At 54.3% G+C, this 23,273-nt stretch carries 24 protein-coding genes; 7 read left to right on the top strand and 17 right to left on the bottom strand.

Annotated features, from left to right (window positions below; translation table 11 throughout):
* Nucleotide 1 precedes the first annotated feature (1 nt).
* The 3 genes from truA to pdxB form a co-directional block, all read right to left on the bottom strand.
* Entirely contained in the window at nucleotides 2-814 is an 813-nt protein-coding gene (gene truA, locus EOS98_RS07170; RefSeq protein ID WP_000016631.1) for a tRNA pseudouridine(38-40) synthase TruA, read from the bottom strand.
* On the bottom strand, nucleotides 814-1,827 hold the full coding sequence (locus tag EOS98_RS07165; RefSeq protein ID WP_001289141.1) for an aspartate-semialdehyde dehydrogenase: 1,014 nt from the start codon (nucleotides 1,825-1,827) through the stop codon (nucleotides 814-816). The genes truA and EOS98_RS07165 overlap by 1 nt, the downstream gene beginning before the upstream one ends.
* A gap of 67 nt (nucleotides 1,828-1,894) precedes the next feature.
* Nucleotides 1,895-3,031, bottom strand: a complete 1,137-nt coding sequence (gene pdxB / locus EOS98_RS07160; protein ID WP_126523939.1) for a 4-phosphoerythronate dehydrogenase PdxB — start codon at nucleotides 3,029-3,031, stop codon at nucleotides 1,895-1,897.
* Between the two features lie 103 nt (nucleotides 3,032-3,134).
* Between pdxB and flk the strand changes: the two genes are divergently transcribed.
* Complete coding sequence (flk, locus tag EOS98_RS07155) at nucleotides 3,135-4,136, top strand: flagella biosynthesis regulator Flk (protein ID WP_000553395.1); 1,002 nt, start codon at nucleotides 3,135-3,137, stop codon at nucleotides 4,134-4,136.
* On the opposite strand, the gene EOS98_RS07150 is transcribed toward flk, so the two are convergent.
* Complete coding sequence (locus tag EOS98_RS07150) at nucleotides 4,133-5,311, bottom strand: MFS transporter (RefSeq protein WP_000127730.1); 1,179 nt, start codon at nucleotides 5,309-5,311, stop codon at nucleotides 4,133-4,135. The two genes, flk and EOS98_RS07150, sit on opposite strands and share 4 nt — an antisense overlap.
* A 179-nt stretch (nucleotides 5,312-5,490) precedes the next feature.
* Nucleotides 5,491-5,865, bottom strand: coding sequence for a hypothetical protein (locus tag EOS98_RS07145; protein WP_001051266.1), 375 nt, complete (start codon nucleotides 5,863-5,865; stop codon nucleotides 5,491-5,493).
* 172 nt (nucleotides 5,866-6,037) lie between these two features.
* Here EOS98_RS07145 and EOS98_RS07140 point away from each other — a divergent pair, with 172 nt between their 5' ends.
* The 3 genes from EOS98_RS07140 (at nucleotide 6,038) to EOS98_RS07130 (ending at nucleotide 7,341) form a co-directional block, all read left to right on the top strand.
* On the top strand, nucleotides 6,038-6,286 hold the full coding sequence (locus tag EOS98_RS07140) for a helix-turn-helix domain-containing protein (protein WP_000433427.1): 249 nt from the start codon (nucleotides 6,038-6,040) through the stop codon (nucleotides 6,284-6,286).
* Nucleotides 6,287-6,454: 168 nt separating this feature from the next.
* The gene (locus EOS98_RS07135; protein WP_000118258.1) at nucleotides 6,455-6,823 is read left to right on the top strand and encodes an NlpC/P60 family protein; all 369 of its coding nucleotides are present in this window, start codon (nucleotides 6,455-6,457) and stop codon (nucleotides 6,821-6,823) included.
* Nucleotides 6,823-7,341, top strand: coding sequence for a YbjP/YqhG family protein (locus tag EOS98_RS07130; protein WP_000847535.1), 519 nt, complete (start codon nucleotides 6,823-6,825; stop codon nucleotides 7,339-7,341). Before EOS98_RS07135 ends, EOS98_RS07130 begins: the two co-directional genes overlap by 1 nt.
* Nucleotides 7,342-7,407: 66 nt before the next feature.
* Here EOS98_RS07130 and EOS98_RS07125 read toward each other — a convergent pair whose 3' ends face one another.
* Nucleotides 7,408-8,064 carry a CPBP family intramembrane glutamic endopeptidase gene (locus EOS98_RS07125; protein WP_001142900.1) on the bottom strand — a complete coding sequence of 219 codons (657 nt, stop codon included), beginning with the start codon at nucleotides 8,062-8,064 and terminating at the stop codon, nucleotides 7,408-7,410.
* A gap of 97 nt (nucleotides 8,065-8,161) precedes the next feature.
* A complete protein-coding gene (gene fabB / locus EOS98_RS07120; RefSeq protein WP_000817161.1) occupies nucleotides 8,162-9,376 on the bottom strand; it encodes a beta-ketoacyl-ACP synthase I in 1,215 nt (404 codons plus the stop codon).
* 159 nt (nucleotides 9,377-9,535) lie between these two features.
* On the opposite strand from fabB, the gene mnmC reads away from it, so the two are divergent.
* On the top strand, nucleotides 9,536-11,536 hold the full coding sequence (gene mnmC, locus EOS98_RS07115) for a bifunctional tRNA (5-methylaminomethyl-2-thiouridine)(34)-methyltransferase MnmD/FAD-dependent 5-carboxymethylaminomethyl-2-thiouridine(34) oxidoreductase MnmC (protein WP_000816104.1): 2,001 nt from the start codon (nucleotides 9,536-9,538) through the stop codon (nucleotides 11,534-11,536).
* Nucleotides 11,537-11,587: 51 nt separating this feature from the next.
* Here the strand turns inward: mnmC and EOS98_RS07110 are convergent, their stop codons facing one another.
* Genes EOS98_RS07110 through prmB form a run of 6 tightly spaced genes read right to left on the bottom strand, consistent with a single transcriptional unit; the run spans nucleotide 11,588 to nucleotide 16,134 of the window.
* Entirely contained in the window at nucleotides 11,588-11,863 is a 276-nt protein-coding gene (locus EOS98_RS07110; protein ID WP_000559749.1) for a YfcL family protein, read from the bottom strand.
* A 32-nt stretch (nucleotides 11,864-11,895) separates the two neighbouring features.
* Nucleotides 11,896-12,444, bottom strand: coding sequence for an elongation factor P hydroxylase (locus EOS98_RS07105; RefSeq protein ID WP_001066345.1), 549 nt, complete (start codon nucleotides 12,442-12,444; stop codon nucleotides 11,896-11,898).
* A complete protein-coding gene (locus EOS98_RS07100; RefSeq protein WP_000368599.1) occupies nucleotides 12,444-13,253 on the bottom strand; it encodes a sulfite exporter TauE/SafE family protein in 810 nt (269 codons plus the stop codon). Before EOS98_RS07100 ends, EOS98_RS07105 begins: the two co-directional genes overlap by 1 nt.
* The gene (gene mepA / locus EOS98_RS07095) at nucleotides 13,253-14,077 is read right to left on the bottom strand and encodes a penicillin-insensitive murein endopeptidase (RefSeq protein ID WP_000750428.1); all 825 of its coding nucleotides are present in this window, start codon (nucleotides 14,075-14,077) and stop codon (nucleotides 13,253-13,255) included. Before mepA ends, EOS98_RS07100 begins: the two co-directional genes overlap by 1 nt.
* Nucleotides 14,078-14,080: 3 nt before the next feature.
* Nucleotides 14,081-15,166 (bottom strand): chorismate synthase, encoded by a 1,086-nt coding sequence (gene aroC, locus EOS98_RS07090; protein WP_000918457.1) that lies wholly within the window; start codon nucleotides 15,164-15,166, stop codon nucleotides 14,081-14,083.
* 35 nt (nucleotides 15,167-15,201) lie between these two features.
* Nucleotides 15,202-16,134, bottom strand: a complete 933-nt coding sequence (gene prmB / locus EOS98_RS07085; protein ID WP_001542329.1) for a 50S ribosomal protein L3 N(5)-glutamine methyltransferase — start codon at nucleotides 16,132-16,134, stop codon at nucleotides 15,202-15,204.
* A 165-nt stretch (nucleotides 16,135-16,299) separates the two neighbouring features.
* Between prmB and smrB the strand changes: the two genes are divergently transcribed.
* Nucleotides 16,300-16,851, top strand: coding sequence for an endonuclease SmrB (gene smrB / locus EOS98_RS07080; protein WP_127821155.1), 552 nt, complete (start codon nucleotides 16,300-16,302; stop codon nucleotides 16,849-16,851).
* A gap of 99 nt (nucleotides 16,852-16,950) precedes the next feature.
* Here the strand turns inward: smrB and sixA are convergent, their stop codons facing one another.
* The 4 genes from sixA to EOS98_RS07060 all read right to left on the bottom strand — a co-directional run bounded on the left by sixA (nucleotide 16,951) and on the right by EOS98_RS07060 (nucleotide 21,564).
* On the bottom strand, nucleotides 16,951-17,436 hold the full coding sequence (gene sixA, locus EOS98_RS07075) for a phosphohistidine phosphatase SixA (RefSeq protein WP_001195800.1): 486 nt from the start codon (nucleotides 17,434-17,436) through the stop codon (nucleotides 16,951-16,953).
* A 208-nt stretch (nucleotides 17,437-17,644) separates the two neighbouring features.
* A complete protein-coding gene (fadJ, locus tag EOS98_RS07070; RefSeq protein WP_000214135.1) occupies nucleotides 17,645-19,792 on the bottom strand; it encodes a fatty acid oxidation complex subunit alpha FadJ in 2,148 nt (715 codons plus the stop codon).
* Nucleotides 19,792-21,102, bottom strand: a complete 1,311-nt coding sequence (fadI, locus tag EOS98_RS07065) for an acetyl-CoA C-acyltransferase FadI (RefSeq protein ID WP_126523938.1) — start codon at nucleotides 21,100-21,102, stop codon at nucleotides 19,792-19,794. The genes fadJ and fadI overlap by 1 nt, the downstream gene beginning before the upstream one ends.
* 177 nt (nucleotides 21,103-21,279) lie before the next feature.
* A complete protein-coding gene (locus tag EOS98_RS07060) occupies nucleotides 21,280-21,564 on the bottom strand; it encodes a YfcZ/YiiS family protein (RefSeq protein ID WP_000030904.1) in 285 nt (94 codons plus the stop codon).
* A gap of 370 nt (nucleotides 21,565-21,934) precedes the next feature.
* Here EOS98_RS07060 and fadL point away from each other — a divergent pair, with 370 nt between their 5' ends.
* Nucleotides 21,935-23,242, top strand: coding sequence for a long-chain fatty acid transporter FadL (fadL, locus tag EOS98_RS07055; protein ID WP_001518618.1), 1,308 nt, complete (start codon nucleotides 21,935-21,937; stop codon nucleotides 23,240-23,242).
* Nucleotides 23,243-23,273: the final 31 nt, after the last annotated feature.

The following is a 23,273-nucleotide window of genomic DNA, read 5'->3' as shown; positions in this document are numbered from 1 at the left end:
ATTAGTCCGCCAGAAATAGCGGGCCCATTGGCGGTTTTGGAAGGTCAAACCGGTCAGGGTAATCCACCGCAACCAAATATAGCCCCTCCGCCTTCGCCGTTGCCGCCGCCAGCGTTCTGTCCCTGGCCGCTAACAGCTCTGCGATCCAGCTCTCCGGCTGGTTGTGAGCGCCTACTTCCAGCAGGCTGCCGACAATATTCCTGACCATATGATGAACAAAGGCATTCGCTTTGATATCGACCACCACATAAGGGCCGTGGCGGGTAACGTTGATGTGCATCACATTACGCCACGGCGTGCGCGACTGGCACTGCACTGCGCGAAACGAGGTAAAATCATTTTCGCCAAGCAGACACTGCGCCGCGCGATGCATCCGCTCTGCATCCAGCGGCTCATAGTAATGCGTCACGCCTTTTGCTAATACCGCAGGACGCAGTCGATGATTGTAGATGATATAGCGATAACGGCGAGCCGTAGCGCTAAATCGCGCGTGAAAATCATCCGGTACAGTTTTCACCCAGCGCACGGCAATGTCACCAGGCAAATTCGCATTTACCCCCAGCGTCCATGCCGCATCTTTGCGCAATGCGGTCGTTTCGAAATGGACAACCTGCCCGGTGCCGTGAACGCCGGCATCGGTACGCCCGGCGCAGAACACGTTAATAGGTTCATTTGCCACCTGCGAGAGCGCTTTTTCCAGCTTTTCCTGCACGCTGCGCACTTCATTCTGACGCTGCCAGCCATAATACTTGCTGCCGTCGTACTCAATACCCAGCGCAATTTTATAGACCGGCGATGATTGCTGTCCGGACATCAGTACAGATACTCCTGCACCAGCTTCTCCGCAATTTTAACGGCCATCAGCGCGCCGCCGAAACGCACGTTGTCCGCCACTGACCAGAACTGAATTTGTTCCGGCATACCGTAATCATTATGCACACAGCCAATAGATAGCTGTGGATTGCCGGAAGCGTCGCCCACCTGCGTCGGGTAATCCGTCTCTTCTGACAGTACGATATCTTCACCGCGGGAAAACGCCTCGCGCGCCTCTTCCGCCGCCAGCGGACGGAGCGCTTCAAAGCTCACCATCTGCGCATGGCCATAGAACACCGGCGACTGCACGACACTGGCGGAGATCATCACGCCATCGTCCTGCAAAATTTTACGCACTTCATCGACGATACGACGTTCCTGGCGCACGCTGCCTTCACGATCCGGCAGCAGCGGCAGCATATTGAACGCTAACTGGCGGCCAAAGAAATCATCTTCATCAATCGGTATGCCGTTAAGCAGCTTCGCACTCTGTCCGGCCAGCGCATCGACCGCTTTTTTCCCCTGTGCGGACGCTGATAACATACTGGTGACGGCGATGCGCGACAGTCCCCCCTGATCGATTAACGGCTTGAGCGCCGCCAGCAGTTGACTGGTCAGACTATCGGCGACCGCAATCACGTTACGGTTACGGTAATCCGCCAGTACATACGGGTTAACTTCCGGCACGACCAGCGGCACATCAGGCTCCAGCGCGAACAGACCGCTGGAATCTATCACCAGGCAACCTGCATTAGTCGCGTCGTCTATCCAGGCAGCCGATGCCTCTGCGCCGGCAACGAAAAACGCCAACTGCGCCTGCGTCCAGTCAAAGTCCGCCGCATCCTGGACAATGACCGACTTGCCACCAAAACGGAGGTGCTCGCCCGCGCTTTCATGACGCGCCAACGCATAAATTTCACCGACCGGGAACTGGCGTTCAGCCAGTGTTTCAAGCAGGGCTTCGCCTACGGCGCCCGTTGCGCCCAGAATGGCAATGTTCCAGCCTTCAGACATGGTGATTTACTCCAGAAATACATAAGCGTCCCTGTCGCATTATTCGACAGGGAGCATTAAGAAGACATTAATGTGCCGGGTGATGAACAGCGTTAAAACCTAGCTTACACAGCAAGGCGGCTGCCGTTTCGTCGTCACACATCACGTATAAAGACGACCATTCACGGCGCTCAAGATAATTTTTACGCAATTTATCAAATTCATCCGGAATTCCAGCGACTTTACGCAGTGGCGCATCGTCGCGGCGCACATCATACACCAAATGCGCCAGTCTTTTCAGCGTCGGTTGATCCAGCGGGCCATGAAGCGTAATACGACCAAACTCAGGCGCAGGCAGTAATGTCTCCAGCGCGACATGCTGCTCGCGGCCGATAAACGCGCTATACGCCTCAAAGACCTGGGTGGTGCCGCGCGCTTTGCCTTCCAGCGTATAGCCGGCAATATGCGACGTGCCGATATCCACGGCTTCCAGCAGCGCGACGTTAAGATCCGGTTCGCCCTCCCACACATCAAGCACCACGCTCAGCGGCTGCCCGGCATTGAGTCGCGCCAGCAATGCGGCGTTATCCACCACCGGGCCGCGGCAGGCGTTAATGAGAATGGCGCCGGGTTTCAGTCGACGGATCAGCGTCTCATCGGCCAGATGCAGCGTTTTGTACGGTCCGTCTTTATAGAGCGGCGTATGGAAAGTCAGGACATCCGCTTCCTGCACCAGCTCATCCAGCGTACGAAAATCACCCTCGTCCCCGCGTGCGGCGCGTGGCGGATCGCACAGCAACGTGCGGATACCCAACGCTTCAAGCCTGGTCTGTAGCCGGCTTCCGACGTTACCCACGCCGACAATCCCTATAGTGCGATCGCGTAACGAAAAGCCGTCACGTTCGGCCAGCATCAACAGCGCGGAAAACACATACTCCACCACGGCGATAGCATTACAGCCGGGCGCGGCTGAAAAACCGATGCCCGCCTGCTTCAGCCATGCCTCATCCACATGATCGGTGCCTGCCGTAGCAGTACCAACGAAGTTAATCGGCGTGCCGCTCAGCAGCGATTCATTCACTTTCGTGACCGAACGCACCATTAACGCATCGGCATGGTTCAATTCTTCAACGGGGATCGGGCGACCCGGCACTGCCTTTACCTCACCCAGGCGGCTAAATAATTCGCGGGCGTAAGGCATATTTTCATCAACGAGAATTTTCACGACTGTCGTACCTGTTTGAGAACGAGAGTTAACCGGACAAGTGTGCCATAATCTGGCCGCCAGGCATATATTGCTCAGATTTATGGTTAAAGGATAATTAATTATGCATCCCATCTCCGGCGCCCCTGCACAGCCTCCAGGCGAAGGGCGTAATCCTCTTTCCGCTGCGAGCGAGCAGCCGCTTTCCATGCAACAGCGTACGGTACTGGAAAGGCTGATCACGCGCCTGATTTCACTGACCCAGCAGCAAAGCGCGGAAGTATGGGCCGGAATGAAACACGATCTGGGGATAAAAAATGACGCGCCGCTACTGTCGCGCCACTTCCCCGCCGCTGAACAGAATCTTACCCAGCGTCTGGGCGTAGCGCAGCAAAATCACGCCAATCGTCAGGTACTTTCACAGCTAACAGAGCTGCTTGGCGTCGGGAATAATCGTCAGGCCGTCAGCGATTTTATCCGTCAGCAATACGGTCAAACCGCGCTTAGCCAGCTTACGCCCGATCAACTCAAAAACGTGCTGACGCTCCTGCAACAGGGGCAGCTTTCCATTCCGCAGCCGCAGCAACGTCCGGCAACGGATCGGCCATTATTGCCTGCTGAACATAATACGTTGAATCAGTTGGTGACGAAGCTGGCGGCCGCGACCGGCGAGTCAAACAAACTTATCTGGCAATCAATGCTGGAACTCTCCGGCGTGAAAAGCGGCGAGCTCATTCCGGCAAAACAGTTTACCCATCTGGCAACATGGCTACAGGCGCGGCAGACGCTGTCACTACAACACGCGCCTACGCTACATACGCTGCAGGCTGCGTTAAAACAACCGCTTGAGCCAGACGAGCTCACAGCGATCAAAGAGTATGCCCAACACACTTATCAAATTCAGCCGCAAACGGTGTTGACCACCGCCCAGGTGCAGGACTTACTTAACCATATTTTCCTGCGTCGCGTAGAGCGGGAGGCGGATGAGCTGGAACCGCTCTCTATTCAACCCATCTACCGCCCGTTCGCGCCGATGATTGAAACCGTAAAAAATCTGTCTGCGCGGCCAGGCCTGTTGTTTATCGCGCTAATAATTGTACTGGCGCTTTTCTGGCTGGTTTCTTAACCACGCCGGAACGATAATATCGTCACCAGGATGCCAACCACCGCGGAGATCGCTCCCGCGAGGAATACGGAAGGATAGCCGCATGACGTGGCCAGCACGCCCGCCAGCGGGCCGGTAACGCCGTAGGAGATATCCTGAAACGCGGCGTAACCGCCGAGCGCCGTACCGCGTACCTGAGAAGGTACGCGTTTCACAACCTCCACGCCCAGCGCCGGGAAAATCAATGAACACCCTGCCCCGGTGAGCGCCGCGCCTACCAGCGCTATCCAGGCCGTCGGCGCCAGCCACAAGAGCAGCAGTCCTGCCGTCTCAACCAGCAATGAGACAACGGCGACCTTCACGCCGCCAAAGCGGTCCGGCATCCAACCGAACAATATGCGCATCAGTACAAACGCACCGCCAAACGCGGTCAGGGTGAATCCCGCCATCGTCCAGCCATTGCTGACAAAATAAAGTGAAATAAACGTACCGATGACGGCAAAACCCACGCCCTGCAATGCCAGACCCAGACCCGGTTTCCAGATAAGCCCGACCACGCTCCACAGTGAAGGTCGCTCCCCCGTATACGCAGGCACTTTACGCACGGTGCCGTTGAATGCCCAGGCCAGCAGCGGTAAAACCATCGTCGTCCCCGCCAGCGCCGCGAAGCCAAAGTGGCTATGGATCAGCAAGCCCAACGGCGCACCGGCCGCCAGCGCGCCGTAAATCGCCATTCCGTTCCACGACATCACCTTACCGGAACGCGTTGGGCCAACCAGCCCCAGTCCCCAGGTCAGGGTTCCGGTCAGCAGCTGACTTTCGCCAAATCCGAGGATCAAACGCCCGACAATAAGCAGCGCGAATTTTACCGGCGCGGAAACCGGCAGCAGCGCGGCCAGGAGCCAGGCGGCGCCCGCCAGCCCGCAGGCAAACATCCCCTGTAACGCCGATCGTTTAGCGCCATATTGATCCGCCAGCCGTCCGGCATAGCCGCGCGTCAGTACCGTCGCAAAAAACTGAATGCCCACGGCGATCCCAACCATCGTATTGCTATAGCCCAGTTCGTGATGGACAAAAAGCGGGATGACGGGTAACGGCAGGCCGACCGTCATATAGGTCAGGAAAACCGCAAAGGCGATGCGGAACAGCGAAAAATTCGCAGACGGGGTCGTTGTTTTTTGGCTAACTGCTGTCATGCATTACTCCAGAATGCAGAGTAAGGCGGGGAAAGGCCACGCCCCCCTCTACCTGAACATCAGGATTAAGGTGCGTTGGATAACGTTAAACGCTTACGCATTATCGGAAGGATAATGTAGAAAGTGAAGTCTGCCTGTGAGACGCGAAACTTGTCAACCTTGAAATTGCAGCCAGGGTATCAACGTGGCGGCGTGTCATCAAACAGAAAGGGAAAGACCGCTTTCATTCCTCTCACCTTAAAGCGTCCGGTCACCTGCTTGCGCTGTTCTGGCGTCAGTAACCTGAACATCATCTCCCAGATATCTTCAGGCTCCGCTTCCTGTAAGGAAATGGGTTCTGGCGTCGGTTCCTCTCCACTGTCGTCAAGATAACGATGAACATAAAGAGGGAAAACAGATATATGAAACTCCTCGGCCTTTGATTTAACACGCTTACGCCTGACACCCTCTTTCCCTTCGCTGTACTTATACAAACGTTCGCGAACCGCAGGCTCGCTTCCCGGAAACCCCGGTAAGCCAAGACATTCCTTAACCGTGAACCATTCCTTTGCCATCGGTTTCTTTCCTTTCCCCTGATGAAATAAAAATATTTCTTCTTTTTCGCGAAATTTTGCTTTCTTTCTGGCACTATTCTCAGAGTGAAAAAGAAAGTAACTTTCTTTTTCTCGCGCTAATTTTTACCTTAAAAATATCGGTGCCGATAACACATCTTCTTAGGATTACAGAATGGAACCAAAAAGCCAGGACTGGCATCGTGCAGATATTAAAAGTGCACTGGAAAAAAGAGGTATTACGCTCAGAGATCTTTCTCGTCAGGCCGGTTTATCACCTGATTCACTGCGCAATGTCTTTACCCGCTCCTGGCCGAGAGCTGAACGGATTATTGCGGACGCGCTGGGCATCACGCCGCAGGAGATCTGGCCGTCGCGCTATGGCGATATGCAAATAAAAAATGATGCCGATATCGCAGAATAATAGTTAATGTTGAATAAATTAGCCCTAACTTATCAATCTCAACAATTAATAAATATTTAAACTTATTCTATTGAAAATAGTAATAGCACTATCTGTCATGCTTCCCGAATCAAATACTGTTAAAGCATTACGTAATTGCTATTACGTATTTTATTAACAGGAATCATTATGAGTTGGGATAAAAGAGTGGCGGTTAATTATGCCAAAACGCATGCAGGTTCTCATTCTCAAGGCCGGTGTGCGGAATTTACCCGAAAGGCAATTCAGGCGGGCGGTATCACGCTGGGGCATACGTATCATGCGAAAGATTATGGCCCAATGTTAAGAAGCGCCGGATTCACCGCTATTGGTACCTATGAAATGCCGCGCGAGGGTGACGTCATCATTATTCAACCTTACGCTGGCGGAAACCCGAGCGGTCACATGGCGATATACGATGGCACAGAGTGGTATTCAGATTTTAAACAACGCGATATGTGGGCCGGCCCGGGCTACCGGGCAGCCAGGCCCTCATATACCATCTACAGGAAGAATTAATGAAAACGTTCTCCCTTGTCGCGCTTATCCTGTTGCTTTGTAGTTGCTCTGCGCCTCATCACGACAGTACGCAGGCCGTGAAGCAGTTCTATACCTCATGGATGACGACGTTCACGAACGATGTGAATCCCCCTGACGACACCACCGCCTTAATGCAACGTTACGTTGCTAAAGAGGTTATTCTTCGCCTGGCGCTAATACAGTCCCTTTATGAACAGGAGATTGTGGGGGCAGATTATTTTATGTATGCGCAGGACTATGCGCCAGAGTGGATTCCACAGTTACGGGTTGGGAAGGCACACCCTTTCCTCGGCGGAGAAAAAGTGGATGTTCTGTTGGGCACAGAGTCAACGCCCATCCACCTGGAAGTTTATACCCGTTGGGAAGAGGGACGCTGGAAAATTTACCGCGTTCGGGATGCTGACAGGGGTTATGAACAGCCGATTTATGACGCAGGCGCCATCACCCAGGCTGAGGCCTGGTCAGCAAAAGTCGCGCCGGAATATAAGAAGCATTAAAAAAGGGAATCGCCATCGGTCTCTTGTTCGTACCGGAGAGGTTAAAGCGCCTATTTCATCAGGCTCTTATTCCGTCGCTGAAAACAGTAAGCCGAAAACAACCCAGGCATTATTTAAAATATGAAGTGTTATCGGTATCATTAGCCCACGGCTTCTCATTCGAACAACGCATAATATCGATGAAAAAACAAACAGATAAACAAAAGTCACCGCAAAGAGATATTGTGTATGCATAAATGCAAAAGCGAGTGAAGTAATAATAATACCGGAAGCTCTTGAGTACCGCCCCCAACCGATACTGCTGTTTAATAAAAACCCTCTGAATATAATTTCCTCCGCCACAGGAGCCAGAAAGCACATCGCCAGCGTGTTAAGAAATTTATGAAGAAAAAATTGCCTTGATAACTCGGCCATCCAGGGTTCCGGGCCACTAAAAGCATTGTAGAGAACGGTAAGGCACACCAGGGCCAGCGCCGGAACAAAACACTCCACGAATGATAAGCGACCCAATGATAAAAACGGGTAATACTTTGAATAAATACTCCAGGCGGCAATCGCATAGACAAAAACAATACTATATATAAAAGGCGCAGCCAGACCTCCCAAATAAAGCCAGGCATAGGAAGGCGAAAATGAGGCAAAAACAAAAATGCCGAACAAACCAAATAAAACAGCCACACAACTCAAACTATGCCTAATTTTATCTAATGTATTAGTTGGCATTTATATAATATCCATATAATTTGTTGTTCCCTGAATGAAAAAACAGGTCGCATTAGCGACCTGTTTCATTGTTGATACTACAACGTAATAGTCAGGCTTACAACTTACGCATCACCAGCGTGGCGTTGGTGCCGCCAAAACCGAAGCTGTTAGACATTACGGTAGTCAGTTCACGCTCGGTCGTTTCGGTCACGATGTTCAGACCCGCAGCCTGCTCATCCAGCTCTTCGATGTTGATGCTCGGCGCGATAAAACCGTGCTCCAGCATCAGCAGAGAGTAGATGGCTTCCTGCACGCCAGCCGCACCCAGCGAGTGGCCGGTCATCGCTTTGGTCGCGGAGATAGCCGGGCTGTTATCGCCAAACACTTCACGGATTGCACCGAGTTCTTTCACGTCGCCTACCGGAGTAGAGGTACCGTGAGAGTTCAGGTAGTCGATCGGCGTGTCTACGCCGTGCATCGCCATCTGCATGCAACGTACTGCGCCTTCACCAGACGGAGCAACCATGTCTGCGCCATCGGATGTTGCGCCATAGCCGACGATTTCCGCATAGATATGCGCGCCGCGCGCCAGAGCGTGCTCCAGCTCTTCGACAACAACCATACCGCCACCGCCCGCGATGACAAACCCATCACGGTGCGCATCATAGGTACGGGACGCTTTTTCAGGCGTATCGTTGTATTTGGTGGACAGTGCGCCCATCGCATCGAACTCACAGGCCATTTCCCAGCACAGCTCTTCGCCGCCGCCAGCAAAAACGATGTCCTGTTTGCCCAGTTGGATCTGTTCAACCGCATTGCCGATACAGTGTGCGGAGGTCGCGCAAGCGGAGCTAATGGAGTAGTTCACGCCATAAATTTTAAACGGCGTAGCGAGGCAGGCGGAAACGCCGGATGCCATTGCTTTCGTCACCACATACGGGCCCACGGCTTTCAGACCACGCGGGCTACGCATGGCGTCTGCGCCAAAGACCTGGAATTTCGGGGAGCCGCCGCCGGAACCTGCAATCAGGCCGACACGCGGGTTATTCTGATAGACTTCCGGCGCCAGACCGGCGTCGGCCACTGCCTGCTCCATAGACAGATAAGCATAGATGGAGGCGTCGCTCATAAAGCGCACGACTTTGCGGTCAATGAGGCCAGTGGTATCCAGTTTTACGTTGCCCCATACCTGGCTACGCATGCCGGCGTCCTTCAGCTCCTGAGAGAAAGTGATCCCTGAACGTCCTTCACGCAGAGATGCCAGGACTTCCTGCTGGTTATTACCGATGCTGGAAACGATGCCCAGGCCAGTAATCACTGCACGTTTCATTCAATACCTCTGTAATTCGCACTATTTTTAAGTTTCGATTGGCACAATAGCGTACACTTGTACGCCGAACAAGTCCGATCAGCCATTTAGTACGGAAATTTGCGCCATCAGGCACACATCGTTAAGATCGCGATACCGCCCGTCAGACGAGTAACTTACGTGAAACAATACGCCATACAACCCGCCACACTCGAATTTAACGCTGAGGGTACACCTGTTTCCCGAGATTTTGATGATGTCTATTTTTCTAATGACAATGGACTCGAAGAGACACGCTACGTTTTTCTTGGCGGCAATCGTCTTGCGGAGCGATTTCCCGTACATTCACATCCATTATTTATAGTCGCGGAAAGCGGTTTTGGCACCGGACTCAACTTCCTGACGCTGTGGCAGGCGTTTGACAGCTTTCGTTCTGCGCACCCACAGGCGACGCTGCAAAGGTTACATTTCATCAGTTTTGAGAAATTCCCGTTAACGCGCGACGATCTGGCGCTGTCGCACCAACACTGGCCGGAGCTCGCGCCCTGGGCAGAGCAGCTGCAGGCGCAATGGCCGCTGCCGCTCCCGGGGTGCCACCGCCTATTGCTGGATCGGGGCCGGGTGACACTGGATTTGTGGTTTGGCGATATTAATGAATTGACCGACCAACTGGACGCCACGCTGAATCAAACAGTCGACGCCTGGTTCCTCGACGGTTTTGCCCCGGCGAAAAATCCGGATATGTGGACGCCAAACCTGTTTAACGCGATGGCGCGGCTGGCGCGGCCCGGCGCAACGCTGGCGACGTTTACCTCGGCGGGCTTCGTTCGTCGGGGATTACAGGAAGCCGGTTTTACCATGCAAAAACGCAAAGGCTTCGGACGTAAACGCGAGATGCTTTGCGGAGTGATGGAACAACACCTCATGCCGACCCTTTCCGCGCCCTGGTTTTACCGCAGCGGAAGCGAAAAACGTGAAACGGCGATCATTGGCGGCGGCATCGCCAGCGCGCTGTTATCACTGGCGTTACTGCGTCGCGGCTGGCAGGTGACGCTCTATTGCGCGGACGACCAGCCCGCCCAGGGCGCCTCCGGTAATCGACAGGGTGCGCTTTATCCACTCCTTAGCAAACATGACGCCGCCATTAATCGCTTTTTCCCGACCGCATTCACCTTTGCCCGTCGCCTGTATGATGCCCTGCCCGTCTCTTTTGATCATGACTGGTGCGGCGTGACACAGCTCGGATGGGATGAGAAAAGCCAGCAGAAAATTGCCCAGATGCTGTCCCTGGCGCTGCCCGCCGGACTGGCCTCGGCGCTCAATGCCGAAGAGGCGGAACAGGCGGTTGGCGTGACGACACGCTGCGGAGGAATTACCTATCCGGCAGGCGGCTGGCTGTGCCCGGAACAATTAACTCGCGCAGTCATCGCTCTGGCGACCGAGCAGGGTTTACAAACGCGCTTTTGCCATACGCTCACGTCGCTCGTTGCGCAGGAGTCGCGCTGGCAACTGCGCTTTACGTCAGGTGAAACCGCCAGCCATGAGACCGTCGTCCTGGCGAACGGCCATCAGATTAACCGTTTTGATCAGACCCAGCCGCTGCCGGTGTATGCCGTCGGGGGACAGGTCAGTCATATTCCCACCACCCCCGCCCTCTCGGCGTTGCGTCAGGTGTTATGCTACGACGGCTATCTGACGCCGCAAAATCCGCATAATCAGCAGCACTGTATTGGCGCCAGCTATCACCGGGGTGACGAAAGCACCGTCTGGCGCGAAGAAGATCAGCGTCAGAACCGACAGCGTCTGCTTGACTGTTTTCCGGATGCGAACTGGGCCACAGAGGTTGACGTTAGCGGCAACAGCGCCCGTTGCGGCGTGCGTTGCGCAACCCGCGACCATCTGCCGATGGTGGGCAATGTTCCTGATTACCATGCCACGCTGACGCATTACGCCGATTTAGCCGATAACAAAACGTCGGCGGCGCCTGCGCCTGTGTATCCGGGTTTATTTATGCTCGGCGCGCTGGGATCGCGCGGTTTGTGCTCAGCGCCATTATGCGCAGAAATTCTGGCGGCGCAGATGAGTAACGAGCCGATTCCACTGGATGCCGGTACGCTGGCGGCGTTAAATCCAAATCGGTTATGGGTGAGAAAGTTATTGAAGGGAAAAGCGGTGAAGTAATGGGTCAGTCAATAGCGGAAGGCGGCAAGCGTCGCCTTCCGGCCCACGGCGTTATTGTTTTGCCTTGTCGAACAAATTGTCCCACATCGCTTTGACTAACGCCTGATCGCGCGGCGACAGTTCGCCGGCGCCGATCGCTTTCTCCAGACTTTGGCTAACGTTGGCATAGACCGCCTCAACGGAGTGGTCATCACCGCTCTCCAGCTCGGCAATGGCTAACGTCAGGTGGCCACGCAGGTATCCACTGGCAAAAAGCTCATCGTCGCTGGCGTGCTCTACCATATCGTCAATTAATGCCAGAATGCGTGATTCAAACTCCGCGATCATCTTCTTTCCTCATTGTAAACGTGGCGCTGGCTTTAATTAAGCGCTTCCGGCCACGGGAACTGTTCCGCCTTAAGTTCGGGCGTGTGATAGTAATTCTGTAGCGCTTTGATGAAGCGGGCCGGACGTTCAGGAATGCCCTGCTCCAGATACGCCATTACCTGCGCATGAACCCGGCGCTGAAACGCCACGCGATCCGGCTCAATATCGCCTTCCAGATTGTCGCAACTGACGTTAAAGGGATACCCCGCCGCCACGCAAAACAACCAGTCGAAAGCCTGTGGCTTCACCTCGACGTCTTCAAATTGACTTTGGGTCTGCGCGTCGCGTCCATCCGGGCAGTACCAGTAACCAAAGTCAACCAGTTCGCGGCGCGCCTTACCGGCGATACACCAGTGAGAAATCTCATGCAGCGCGCTGGCGTAAAACCCATGCGCAAAGACGATGCGGTGGTACGGTACCTGCGCGTCAGCAGGAAGATAGATCGGTTCGTCGTCGCCTTTAATCAGACGGGTATTAAATTCTTCGGCAAAGCAGCCGTTAAAAATCTCAATTAACTGTTCGTAATGGTGCGTATTGTTCATTAATTCATCCCCAACCAGTGGAGGATCTCCTGTCCGTGGCTATCATAAAGTAACCTGGCGCTCATTACCGCCGAGACAATAACGATCATCGGTCTGATAAGCTTTTGGCCTTTGCTCAATACCAGACGCGACCCCATTCGCGCCCCTAAAAACTGACCAACCAGCATCACGAAGCCCGTCGCCCAGATCACTTTGCCGCCGATGATAAATAACAGCAGGCCGCCAACGTTGGAGGTAGCGTTAAGCACTTTGGCATGTGCCGTGGATTTCGCCAGGTTATAGCCACATAAGGTGACAAACGCCAGAGCGTAAAACGACCCGGCGGCAGGCCCGAAAAAGCCGTCGTAAAACCCGACGCATCCCCCGGCTATCAGCGCGAACGGTAATCCATACAGGCGGCGCTGGCGATCTTCCTCGCCCAGCTTCGGCATCAATAAAAAATAGAGGCCGATGAAAATCACCAGGATAGGCAAGATCTGGCGCAAAATATCCGCCTGCACGTGCTGCACCAGCAGCGCGCCGCTCATCGAGCCAATGAACGTCATCAGAATATTGAGCTTTTGCTCGGCCAGGTTTACCACTTTACGGCGAATAAAATAGAGCGAAGACGAGAGGGAGCCGCCGCACGCCTGTAATTTATTGGTCGCCAGCGCGTTTGCTGGCGACATCCCGGCGGCCATCAGCGCAGGGATAGTGAGCAGCCCTCCGCCCCCGGCGATAGAATCGATAAATCCTGCCAGTACGGCGACAAAAAACAGCACCACCAGCAGCAGCGGGGAGACCATAAACAGATCATAAAAATTGTCCATCAGAGTACATGCTCATCCAGTAGCGCCTGGCAGGAAGGCGGCAGCGGCGGCGGTGTCTTCTTCTCAGGCTTTGTGGTGCCAGGTTTTGGCGGTTCGAACCAGCTTTGCAGTTCAGCGCCGCATCCATCGCCCGGCGGGGGTAAAGGTTGATCTTCGCACTCCAGGCTGTCGGCAGGGCAGCGTAAACGCACGTGCATATGCGCGCGATGCTGGAACCAGGGGCGTACTTTACGTAGCCAGTCACGATCGTTTCCGGCATCGAGGCAAAGCTGTTGTTTAATAGCCGGATTGACGAAAATACGGGTGACGTCATTGTCTTGTGCCGCCAGTTTGATCAGACTGGCGATATCCGACGACCAGCGCGACGGCACGACGTGTTTACCGTCGCGGGACACCAGATCTAACGCCTGCGGGCGCAATAGCTGCGCCTGGCTCCAGCGCGTTTTCGGCAACTGCAAGAAAATATCCACATCAAGCCCGGTCTGATGACTGGCGTGTCCGCCATTAAAGCGGCCTCCGGCAGGCATCCCCATGTCGCCTATCAGGACGGTTCCGAGCCCCCGTTGCTGCGCCTGATGACTCAACCGCTGGATAAACATGACCAAGTCCGGGTGGCCGAAATAACGGCGCTGATCGGTGCGCATCACCTGATAATTATCGGACTGTACCGGCAACGTGTCGGCGCCGATGATGCATCCGTTGGCAAAGCTACCGATAGACTGGGCGGCGCCGGGGACAGGATGGGTTATTTTCTGCCACGGCGTCGCCGCCAGGCTGGCGCTACTGACAAACCATGCCAGCAGCGCAATCGCGGTTTTTTTCATTTCTTACCAGCGTGGAATCTCTGTCTTTACATCCGCATTCTGTGCCCGATGGCGCAGCAGGTGATCCATCAGCACGATCGCCAGCATGGCTTCTGCGATCGGCACTGCGCGAATCCCCACACACGGATCGTGGCGCCCTTTGGTGATCATCTCGACTTCTTCACCCATCCGGTTGATCGTACGTCCCGGTACGGTAATGCTGGAGGTAGGTTTCAGCGCCATATGCGCCACAATGTGTTGCCCGCTACTGATGCCACCGAGGATGCCGCCAGCGTGGTTGCTCTGAAAACCCTGCGCCGTGATTTCATCGCGATTCTGGCTGCCGCGCAGCGCCACCACGTTAAATCCTTCGCCGATCTCCACGCCTTTCACCGCATTGATGCTCATCAGCGCATGGGCGATGTCCGCATCCAGTCGGTCAAATACCGGTTCGCCAAGCCCTGCCGGCACGCCGCTCGCCATCACCGTCACTTTCGCGCCGATGGAGTCACCCTCTTTTTTCAGCGCGCGCATCAGTTCGTCCAGCGCGTCAAGTTTGTCTGCATCGGGGCAAAAGAACGGATTAAGCTCAACCTGACGCCAGTCTTTAATCTCCAGCGGAATATCGCCCATCTGGGTCAGGCAGCCGCGGATTTCGATGCCGAACTTTTCCGCCAGGTATTTCTTGGCAATCGCCCCTGCCGCTACGCGCATCGCGGTTTCACGCGCGGAAGAACGTCCACCGCCACGGTAATCACGCAGGCCGTATTTCTGCTCATAGGTGTAATCCGCGTGTCCCGGACGAAAAACATCTTTAATCGCGCTGTAGTCCTGCGAGCGCTGATCGGTGTTTTCAATCAGCAGGCCAATGCTGGTGCCGGTCGTCACGCCATCAAACACGCCGGAGAGAATTTTTACCTGGTCCGGTTCGCGGCGCTGGGTAGTATAGCGCGAGGTGCCGGGGCGGCGTCTGTCGAGATCGTGCTGCAGATCGGCCTCCGTCAACGGGATGCCGGGCGGCACGCCATCGACGATACACCCAAGCGCCAGCCCGTGTGATTCGCCGAAAGTGGTTACGCGAAAGAGTTGTCCAATTGTGTTTCCTGCCATCACGGCTCCGTTATCGTTGTTGTCGTTTGCGTGTTTTAATCTTTATAAATATTGAAATGTTCACGGGCCGCGAGCAACTGCGCTTTGGTCAACATAAAGACGCCATCGCCGCCGTTGTCAAACTCCAGCCAGGTGAACGGCACATCCGGATACTGCTCCATCAGATGTACCATGCTGTTTCCGACTTCACAAATCAGAACGCCGTCATCGGACAGATAATCCGGCGCATTCCCCAGGATACGACGGGTCAATTTGAGGCCGTCAGTGCCGGACGCCAGCCCCAGCTCAGGTTCGTGGCGATATTCGTTCGGCAGATCGGACATATCCTCCGCATCGACATAAGGCGGGTTAGTGACAATCAGATCGTACTGAACTTTCGGCAGATCGCGGAACAGATCGGAACGGATTGGCGTCACGTGATGGATAAGACCGTGTTCTTCAATGTTATGCTCGGCGACAGCCAGCGCATCCGGCGAAATATCGACCGCATCAACCTCTGCGTCCGGGAAAGCATAAGCACAGGCGATGGCGATGCAGCCGCTGCCGGTACACATATCCAGAATATATTTCGGCTGTTGGCTAATAAGGCCGGCGAAGTGGTTATTAATCAGCTCGCCAATGGGCGAACGCGGCACCAGCACGCGCTCATCGACATAAAATTCGTGGCCGCAGAACCAGGCTTTATTGGTCAGGTAGGCGACCGGGATACGCTCGTTAATGCGACGAATCACTCGCTCGACAATGCGGTGTTTTTCGCTGGACGTCAGCCGCGCGGTCCGCATATCTTCCGGAATATCCAGCGGCAGATAAAGAGACGGCAACACCAGTTGTACCGCTTCATCCCACGGGTTATCGGTACCGTGTCCATACCAGATATTCGCCGCGCTAAAGCGGCTTACCGCCCAGCGCAACATGTCCTGAATGGTATGCAGTTCACTTACTGCTTCATCGACGAAAATTTTATCCACGTATTCCTCCAGGGCATGCTCGCATTAAATTCGGCGGCTAGTTTGCCACGAAGACAGGGATAAATCAGCATTGACGCGGCGGGAGAATACGAAAAATCCGTTTTGACCGTTCGGATATCCTCCGGGTCGGGTAAACTAAGGCAAAAGATCAGACGAGACCCACGAATGAAAAAGAAAACATCGCTCAGCGAGGAGGACCAGGCGCTGTTCCGTCAGCTGATGGTCGGCACCCGAAAGATTAAACAGGATACTATCGTCCATCGGCCACTGCGCAAGAAAATCACGGAAGTCCCTACCCGAAGGTTAATTCAGGAACAGGCGGACGCCAGCCACTATTTTTCCGATGAGTTCCAGCCGCTGCTCAATACGGAAGGGCCGATAAAGTATGTCCGTGAAGATGTCAGCCATTTCGAGCTAAAAAAAATGCGTCGCGGCGACTATTCGCCGGAACTGTTTCTGGATTTACACGGCTTAACGCAGCTTCAGGCCAAGCAGGAACTGGGGGCGCTGATTGCCGCCTGCCGTCGGGAACATATTTTTTGCGCCTGCGTCATGCATGGACACGGTAAACATATTCTGAAACAGCAAACGCCGTTATGGCTGGCGCAGCATCCGCATGTGATGGCCTTTCATCAGGCGCCGAAAGAGTACGGCGGCGACGCCGCGCTGCTGGTGTTGATTGAAGTGGAAGAGTGGCAACCGCCCGAATTACCCTGATGCGGAATTGCCGGATGGCGGCGCAAGCGCCTTATCCAGCCTACGAACAGCCAACGCTGTCGTAGGCCTGATAAGCGAAGCGCCATCAGGCAGCAAAGATTAAATCGCTTTCGCCATTTTCAGATTGCAGGGACTCATTTGCCAGTTGAATGTCCCCTTGCCGCTTTCATCAAGCGTAACGTTGGCAATTGCGGACGTCGTGAACATCGGCGGCGTTTCGCCCGGACAAAGCTCAGATACCAGGTATCCGACCAGAGGTAAGTGAGAAATCACCAGCACCGATCCGATCTCTTCATTGGCCAGCGCCTGGAGGTAGGCGCTGACCAGACCGACATCGCCACAGGGCGTTAGCTCCGGCAGGACATCCACCTGAGCCGGCAGATTCATACAATCGCCGACCACATCTAACGTCTGTTCGGCCCGAAGAAACGGACTCACCAGAACACGTTCGATATCCACTTTTTGACCTTTCAGCCAGTTCGCCATCAGGCGAGACTCGTCACACCCACAAGGGGTCAAGGGACGAACCGAATCACTGGCGGCATCGAGGGCTGCGTCGCCGTGACGCATGATAAAAACTTGCATATTGCACCGCTTTTGTTAACCAGTTTCACCAACACGCTTACCACATGCCCCTATTGGCTGCGGCAAAAATGCGGTGGCCGGCATTGTGCCTTATCCATTCACTGAATGAAACGCTGTTTTTTACCTCAATGGCGTAAGTATAGTCAATCCTTGATTATTATTTCGCCATTAAAGAGGCATTCAGTGCGGATTCATATTCTCTTTGACCTCAATTTCCCTGGTCAGTTTCCCCATTCGTCCAGAAATGCTCCCTGCGCTCCGCCATGCGCACTAATTGTTCACAAGGCGCGTAACGAGGACCGTAAAGTGCGGCCAGGCGCTGTAATGTCGCCACCATTTCACCCGGCCCAAGAGCATCCATATAGCGGAACGGGCCACCGAGAAACGGCGGAAAACCGATACCAAACACGGCGCCGATATCGCCATCGCGCGCGCTGCGAATCACTTTTTCGTCGAAACAGCGCGCCGCTTCGTTAAGCATTAACATGACACAGCGCTCTGCCACCTGCTGCGCAGATAGTCGACTCTGCCCTTGCACGCCAATAAGCTTATAAATAGCAGGGTCAACCTGTTTTTTGCTTTTACGCCCTTTTTCGCCATAAAGATAGAAACCGCGACCATTTTTTCTACCTTTGCGATCGTCATTCAAAATTGAAGCAACAACATTTGCAGGCGCGCTAAAACGTTCTCCATACGCCGCCTCAAGCACAGGAATAATTTTAGTGCCCGTGTCGATTCCCACCTCATCCAAAAGTTGGATTGGTCCCACCGGAAAACCAAATTTTACCAGGGCGGCGTCAATATGTTCGACGCGTTCGCCTTCAGTCAGCATCCGAATCGCCTCATTGATATATGGCGCAAGAATTCGGTTAACATAAAACCCGGCTTTATCACTGACGACTATCGGGGTTTTACCCTGTTTTTTCGCCAGCTTAACGGTCGTGGCGATGGTCTGCGCGGAAGTAGACGCATGAGGAATAACCTCAACCAGCGGCATTTTTTCGACCGGGCTAAAAAAGTGCAATCCAATCACCTGTTCCGGTCTGGCCGCATTCGCCGCAATATCGCCAATCGGCAGGGAAGAAGTATTGGAGGCAAAAATGGTGTGAGCAGCGCAATTTTGCTCCACTTCCGCCACCATCTGTTGTTTTAACGGCAGATCTTCAAACACCGCTTCAATGACCAGATCACGATGACTGAAACCACGGTAATCGGTAGAACCTGATATCAACGCCAACTGTTTATCGCGTTCGCTGGCTTTGATATGGCGGCGGCGTACTTTTGTTTCAAGCAGATCCCAGCTGTATTTCAGAGCATGATTGATCCCCTGAGTATTTATATCCTTAATTCGTACTGGCAAGCCGCCTTTACAGGCCGTAACCCAGGCGATACCGCCGCCCATTAACCCGCCGCCTAAGATGCCCACGCTGTTCAGCGGGCCGGGCGGCGCATCGCTACCGGGATCTTTTTTCACCTCGGTACTGGCAAAGAAAATAGCGCGCAGCGCCTGAGATTGAGGCGTCATCGCCAGCTCGCCGAAAGCGCGCGCTTCCGCGTCATAGCCGCTACTGCTGCCCTGCGCCAGTCCAGTTTCAATCACATCAATGATCCGCTCCGTCGCCGGATAATTACCCTGCGTTTTTTGCGCCGTCTTTTTACGCACCAGGCGAAATAACAGCGCGCGCCCCAGCGGCCCCGCCAGGATACGTTCCCGGACCGGCAATGTCCGTTGCGCCAGGCGTTCTTTTTTAGCCAGCTCGACAGCCGCTTCCAGTAAAATAGTTTGCGGCACCACATCATCAACCAGCCCGGCTTTAAGCGCCTGTCTGGCGCGAAGCTGTTTACCTGTCAGGATCATATCCAGCGCGGTACTGACCCCCACCAGCCGTGGAAGTCGCTGCGTTCCGCCCGATCCCGGTAAAAGCCCTAACTGTACCTCCGGCAGTCCAAGAACGGTTTTAACGTCATCGGTACAGATGCGCCGATGGCAGGCCAGCGCCATTTCAAGGCCGCCCCCCAGACAGGCGCCATGAATGGCAGCGATAACCGGAACAGGCAACGCCTGAATCTCCGCCATCAGTTGTTGCCCCTGACGCGCCAGCGTTTCCGCTTCCTGCGCATTTTGGCAGTGACCTATCATGTTGATATCAGCGCCAGCAATAAAGTTATCTGCTTTGGCTGAGATAAAAACAACGCCCTGCAACGCTTTATTTTCCCGGATCTGCTTCAGGATGGCGCGTACCTGCGCGGCAAACTCCGCTTTCAGGGTGTTCACCTTTTCTCCAGGGACATCAATAGCGACAACCGCGACATTATCCAGACGCACGTTAAGCATAAAAGCTGATGTGGTAGTCATTATTCCGCCTCCAGAACCATCGCCGCGCCAAGACCGCCAGCCGCGCAGGCTGTGACCAGACCAAAACCTCCGCCCCGATGCCGTAACTCATGCAACGTTTGGGTTATCATCCGCGCGCCCGTTGCGGCAAAAGGATGCCCGTAGGCGATTGAGCCGCCGAGCACGTTGAATTTAGCGTCATCCACCTCCCCTGTCGCCTGCGCACGACCAAGCACCTCACGGGCAAATCGTTCGCTGCCCAGCAGTTGTAAGTTCGCCAGAGTCTGAGCGGCAAACGCTTCATGCATGTCAAAAAGCGTCAGATCGGCCATCGTCAACCCGGCCCGCTCCAGCGCCAGCGGCGTTGACCAGGCCGGCCCCAATAGCATGTCCTGCCAGACATCAATAGCGGTAAAGGCGTAGCTGCGCAGATAACCAAGCGGGCGCAGCCCCAGCTCTTTAGCGCGGGATTCGGTCATCATAATAACGGCGGCAGCGCCGTCGGTCAGCGGTGTACTATTGGCGGCGGTCACAGAGCCATGTTTTCGGTCAAAAGCGGGACGCAGTTTGGCGTAGTCCGCCAGCGTGGAGGTGCCGCGAATGTTGTTGTCTTCTGCAAAGGGGTTTTTATACGGCGGCACATAGGTCGTCATCACTTCTTCCGCCAGTTTGCCCTCCGCCCATGCCTGCGCGGCGCGCTGATGTGAACGATGCGCCAGCGCGTCCTGCTGTTCACGCGTAATACCATACGTTTTCGCCATCTGTTCGGCGGTATCGCCCATGCGCAGACCGGTGGAATACTCAGCAACGGCGGGAGGAACGGGCAGCAGGTCGCGTAAGCGCAGACGAGAAAAAAGCGTCAGCCGTTGGCGGGTCGTCCGGGCTTTATTGACATCAACCAGTACCCGCGCCAGGGCTTTACTCACGCCTATTGGCAGTACCGACGACGAATCTGCGCCGCCAGCGATACCCGCGCGTATCGTGCCGGCCATCAGGCTTTCCGCCACATTCGCTACCGCCTGAAAACTGGTGGCGCAGGCGCGGCTTACGCTATAGGCATCGGTATGAACATTCATTCCCGTACCCAGCACAATTTCGCGCGCAATATTGGGGGCTTCCGGCATTTGTACTACCTGACCAAAAACCAGTTGCTCAATGGCATCGGCTGGAATTTCACTGCGCGCCAGCAGCTCGCCTACCACCATCTTGCCGAGATCAACAGCGGGAATACCATGAAATGCAGTGGCCTGACGAGCAAAGGGGGTTCGTAACCCACTGACAATAGCAATGCGATCGCCCTGACGGGTGACCAACGGTAAAGCCTGACGCATAGTACTCCCCTGTAAAAAAATAAATTAGTGGTCTGACCTGATCACAGTCTTAACCAATTTTTTACATTTAGCCAAGCAGAGAGAAAAGAAAGTGGGAGCTAAGGCACAGTGAAGGGAAGCGACAAAAAAAGAAAACGCCTCCGCCAGATGATGACGGAGGCGTCGTGAATGAACGGATTAACGCAGGCCGAGCTGGAAGATCAGCGTTTCTGCTTCGCAGGCGAAAACAAAATCAATATCCAGACGAACGCCTTCGGATTCCTCGGTAAAGGTTGGCGTAATTTGGCAAGGTTCAGACTCCACGCTACGCGCTTTTTCGGTTAACGCCGCCAGCGTCTCTTCAGCCTCTGCGCGGGTAGCGAATACGCGGCTGTATGACGCGGTGCAATCGGAGTTGTCCATGATGGTTCCAACGTCCATACAGCAGCAAACCGGGGTTTCATCAGCACTGCATTTACTCATTGTAGATTTCCTCTGTATTTGCACCCAGGGTGCCAGATAAACGATGGGGATATTTTACGCTCCCGGCATTCGCCTCTCCAGTCGTTAATGGTGGGAAACGCGTTAAGTGACCGAAATCACACTTAAAAATGATCTAAAACAAAAATCGCGCGATCGGGTGACCGTTAAGCCCGCCGATTTTGCCAGCCAGATCTCGTTTCTAAGATCACAATTGAAAAAACTTATAAACATACTTGCAACATTCTAGCTGGTCAGACCTATACTCTCGCCACTGGTCTGATTTCTAAGTCGTACCGCAGACCCTACACTTCGCGCTCCTGTTACAGCATGTAACATAGTTTGTATAAAAATAATCAATGAGGTTATGGTCATGAGCCAGAAAACCCTGTTTACAAAGTCTGCTCTCGCAGTCGCAGTGGCAATCATCTCCACCCAGGCCTGGTCTGCAGGCTTTCAGTTAAACGAATTTTCTTCCTCTGGCCTTGGCCGGGCCTATTCGGGTGAAGGCGCAATCGCAGATGATGCGGGTAACGTTAGCCGCAACCCGGCGTTAATTACCATGTTTGACCGCCCGACGTTTTCAGCGGGCGCGGTTTATATTGATCCTGATGTTAATATTAGCGGGACATCGCCATCTCGTCGGACGTTAGATGCGGATAACATCGCGCCGACGGCCTGGGTGCCGAACGTCCATTTTGTCGCACCGATTAACGATCAGTTTGGCTGGGGGGCTTCTATTACCTCTAACTATGGCCTGGCGACAGAGTTTAACGACACATACGCCGGCGGCTCGGTTGGCGGTACGACCGATCTTGAAACCATGAACCTGAATTTAAGCGGCGCTTATCGCTTAAATGAGGCCTGGAGCTTCGGCCTCGGCTTTGATGCGGTATACGCGCGTGCAAAAATCGAACGTTTTGCGGGCGATTTAGGCCAGTTGGTCGCGGCACAGAATCCGGCGCTGGCGCCGGTCGCGGGTCAGATTCCCAGCGACACCAAGATTGCCCACCTGAACGGTAATCAGTGGGGCTTTGGCTGGAATGCCGGTATCCTTTATGAACTGGATAAAAATAACCGCTACGCGCTGACCTACCGCTCGGAAGTCAAAATTGACTTTAAAGGCAACTACAGTAGCGATCTTCCCATCGCTATAAACCGCTTTAACCTGCCTATCCCAACGGCAACCGGCGGCGCGACGCAGTCAGGCTACCTGACGCTGAATCTGCCGGAAATGTGGGAAGTGTCCGGTTATAACCGTGTGGCGCCACAGTGGGCCATCCACTATAGCCTGGCCTATACCAGCTGGAGTCAGTTCCAGGAATTGAAGGCAAAATCGACCGCCGGCGATACGCTCTTTGAGAAGCATGAAGGCTTTAAAGACGCTTACCGCATTGCGTTGGGTACCACCTATTACTACGATGACAACTGGACGTTCCGTACCGGTATCGCCTTCGATGACAGCCCGGTACCAGCGCAAAACCGTTCTATCTCTATTCCGGACCAGGACCGTTTCTGGCTGAGCGCCGGTACGACTTACGCCTTTAATAAAGATGCGTCTGTCGACGTTGGCGTCTCTTATATGCATGGTCAGAGCGTGAAAATTAATGAAGGCCCTTATCAGTTTGAATCTGAAGGGAAAGCCTGGCTGTTCGGTACTAACTTTAACTACGCGTTCTAATCTCTTTCTGAAACGGATCAAAAAGGTGAGC

The organism is Salmonella sp. SSDFZ69, assembly GCF_004010755.1.
Lineage (GTDB): Bacteria > Pseudomonadota > Gammaproteobacteria > Enterobacterales > Enterobacteriaceae > Salmonella > Salmonella enterica.
Note: the sequence above shows the minus strand (reverse complement) of the source record. Positions and strands in the feature narration are given on the sequence as shown.